General features: G+C 66.5%; 4 protein-coding genes. 1 reads left to right on the top strand and 3 read right to left on the bottom strand.

The features are described 5' to 3' along the window. Nucleotides 1-56: 56 nt before the first annotated feature. Both BRAO375_RS25605 and BRAO375_RS25600 read right to left on the bottom strand, forming a co-directional pair. Complete coding sequence (locus tag BRAO375_RS25605; RefSeq protein ID WP_009030348.1) at nt 57-629, bottom strand: septal ring lytic transglycosylase RlpA family protein; 573 nt, start codon at nt 627-629, stop codon at nt 57-59. Nucleotides 630-939: 310 nt separating this feature from the next. Next, entirely contained in the window at nt 940-1,794 is an 855-nt protein-coding gene (locus BRAO375_RS25600; protein WP_035642179.1) for a DUF1194 domain-containing protein, read from the bottom strand. Between the two features lie 233 nt (nt 1,795-2,027). Between BRAO375_RS25600 and clpS the strand changes: the two genes are divergently transcribed. After that, nucleotides 2,028-2,333, top strand: a complete 306-nt coding sequence (gene clpS / locus BRAO375_RS25595) for an ATP-dependent Clp protease adapter ClpS (protein WP_035642178.1) — start codon at nt 2,028-2,030, stop codon at nt 2,331-2,333. A 9-nt stretch (nt 2,334-2,342) separates the two neighbouring features. Here clpS and BRAO375_RS25590 read toward each other — a convergent pair. Next, nucleotides 2,343-2,684, bottom strand: a 342-nt coding sequence (locus tag BRAO375_RS25590) for an adenylate/guanylate cyclase domain-containing protein (protein WP_035642175.1), incomplete at its 5' end; no start/stop codon positions are given.

Raw genomic sequence — 2,684 nt, 5'->3', positions numbered from 1 at the left:
GGGCTCAGCAAGGACTCTGGATTGCTTCGCTGCGCTCGCAATGACGGAGGAGAGTGCTACCTCACCACGCTGACCTTCACCGGGGCGACGCCGGTGTTGATCATGCCGAGCGCCTGCGCGGCGGAGTAGGACACATCCACCACGCGTCCCTGCACGAACGGGCCACGATCGTTGACGCGGACCACCACGGAGCGGCCGGTCCTGACGTTGGTGACCTGGAGACGGGTGCCGAACGGCAGGCTGCGATGCGCGGCGGTCAGCTCCGACGGATCGAAGCGCTCGCCGCTCGCGGTCTTGCGGCCCTCGGAGTAATAGCTGGCAAGACCGGACGACGCGGCGTGTGCCGGCGGCGGGCTGATCTCGGCGTGGCGGACGCGAACCACCGATTCCGGCGCCGTAGCCGCCCGCTGGACCTGAGGCTGGAATTCGACCGCAGCCTGCTTGGCGGGTGCCGTCAGGCGCGCCTGCCGGACCGCGGAGGATTGCGCGCAGGCGGCCAGCGAGGCCGCGGCCGCGCACACCAGCGTGAGCCTCAGGCTCTGACGGCCAAGCCCTCGGATGCCCCCCTGTCCCCGAGAAACCAGAGCTGGACGCCGCTCGGGACCTTCTGTCCGGTCGATGATACGCATGTTCTGTGCGCCTCCGCCTCAACCGCTTCATGGTCGCGGCGCAATCGCGGCGGCACGGTGGCAAAGAGATTTTTGGAGCGCTGCAACTCCTGGTTTTTGCGCAATGTGTGGCCAAGCGGTCACAGATTCGGCAGACCGGCGACTAACAGATGTTATCCACACAAGACCGACATACCGGCGCTTGCGTCCACTCCCCGTTCGAAGGGTGTGCGAAATTTATCGGCAATCCAGAACAGGCCGCGGGGAGTTCGCCGCGGCGTGAAGCGTTCGGCATCGCCCCCCGGCTTCAAGCCAGCGGCACAGCCCGGCGTCACCGCCCCCAGCGATCCTGCCAGATCTTCTCGCCGATCAGGCACGATACCCGCGGCTCCTTGTTGCCGTCGTCGGCGACCGGCACGATGCGTGGCGGCGGCTGGCGTCCGGCGACCTCCATCAGGAGCTTGGTGCGGATCGCCTCCTTGAACTCGTCACGGCTCTTGATCGTGACCACGAACGAACCACGGCCGCCGGTGACGCAATCCTTGTAGTAGAGATCGAGGTTCTCGATATCCATCGTCGAGTAGGACGGCTCCTTGACCATGATCGGCAGGCCGTTGATCGTGATGCCCCTGCTGACCGCCTCGTCGCGCGCCATCGTCACCGGAGACGGACCGTTGTTGTTGGGGCCGTCGCCGGAGATGTCGATCACGCGGCGCAGCCCGCGATAGGGATTGTCGTCGAACAGCGGCATCGCGAAGTAGATCGCGCCGGAGATCGAGGTGCGCGACGCTCTTCGGATCGGCGTCTTCATGATCTCGGCGGCGACGGCGTCGGCGCTTTCCGGCCCATCGATCACGCGCCAGGGAATGATGATCTTCTGGTCGCTGGCGGCGGCCCATTCGAAATAGGTCACGGCAATGCGCCCATGCACGCCGTTCTTCAGCGCCTGCAGGAACTCGCGTGAGCTGAGCGCCTGGGCATAGCCCTCGCGCTGGATCGCGAGCTCGTCCAGGTCCATCGAGTAGGAGACGTCGACCGCAAGGATCAGCTCGACGTCGACGGATGCCTCTTTCTCGCTCAGCTGCTGCGCCGGCTGAGCCCTGGGCGCCGCCACGACGCTGGCGACATCGCCGCCAGCCAAGGCGCCCGCCACGCACGCCACCCCGACCGAGATCCACCAGCGCATCAGCTGCCCTCCAATCGCGTCGGATGATGGTGACATGCAATCCCCGGAGAGCAAAGCGGGAACGCGCTGATCCCTTCACATTCCAGTTAGTCTCCGGTGTTGTCCGGAGCCTGCTCGGCGCCGACGCCGCGTGCGCCCTGCGACCAGAGCCGTGCAGCCCGTGGTTTCCCGGAGCGGCGAGAGGCTGTATTGTGGCGTCTCCGCCGCATCAGGAACACACGGGCGCGCGCTGCATGAACGACTCCGTCACCAAGCCGAAGACCAAGGTCCGCACCAAGGTCGAGCGCCCGCGGCTCTACAAGGTCATCCTTGTGAATGACGACTTCACGCCGCGCGACTTCGTCGTGATGATCCTGAAGGCGGAATTCCGCATGACCGAGGACCAGGCCTACAAGGTGATGATCACGGCCCATAAGCTCGGCGTCTGCGTGGTTGCCGTGTTCACCAAGGACGTCGCCGAGACCAAGGCGACGCGCGCGACCGATGCCGGCCGCGCCAAGGGCTATCCGCTGCTGTTCACCACCGAGCCGGAGGAGTAAGGCGGCGAACTAATCGCCCTCCTCGCGCAGCCCGAACACGCGCTGCTCCGTCGAGAGGCCGGCGATCGGAAATTGGCCGAGATCGGTCCAGAGATCGGCGGCCGGCTCGGAGCAGGCGGCGGCAAAAGCCTCTGACGCGATGACCGTGCGCTTCAGCCTGGCTGCGATCTTCTCCAGCCGAGCGGCAAGATTGACGGCGGGGCCGATGCAGGTGAAGTCCAGCCGGTTGCCGCCGCCGATATTGCCATAGAGCAGCCGTCCGACATGCAGCGCGACGCCGAAGCGGAAGCGCTCCCCGGTGCCGCCGGCCGCATATTCGAGCGCATCGACGCGGGCCCGCGACGCGCGCGC

The organism is Bradyrhizobium sp. ORS 375 (genome assembly GCF_000239775.1).
Lineage (GTDB): Bacteria > Pseudomonadota > Alphaproteobacteria > Rhizobiales > Xanthobacteraceae > Bradyrhizobium.
The sequence above is the reverse complement of the archived record's forward strand: the minus strand, read 5'-3'. Positions and strand labels throughout refer to the sequence as shown.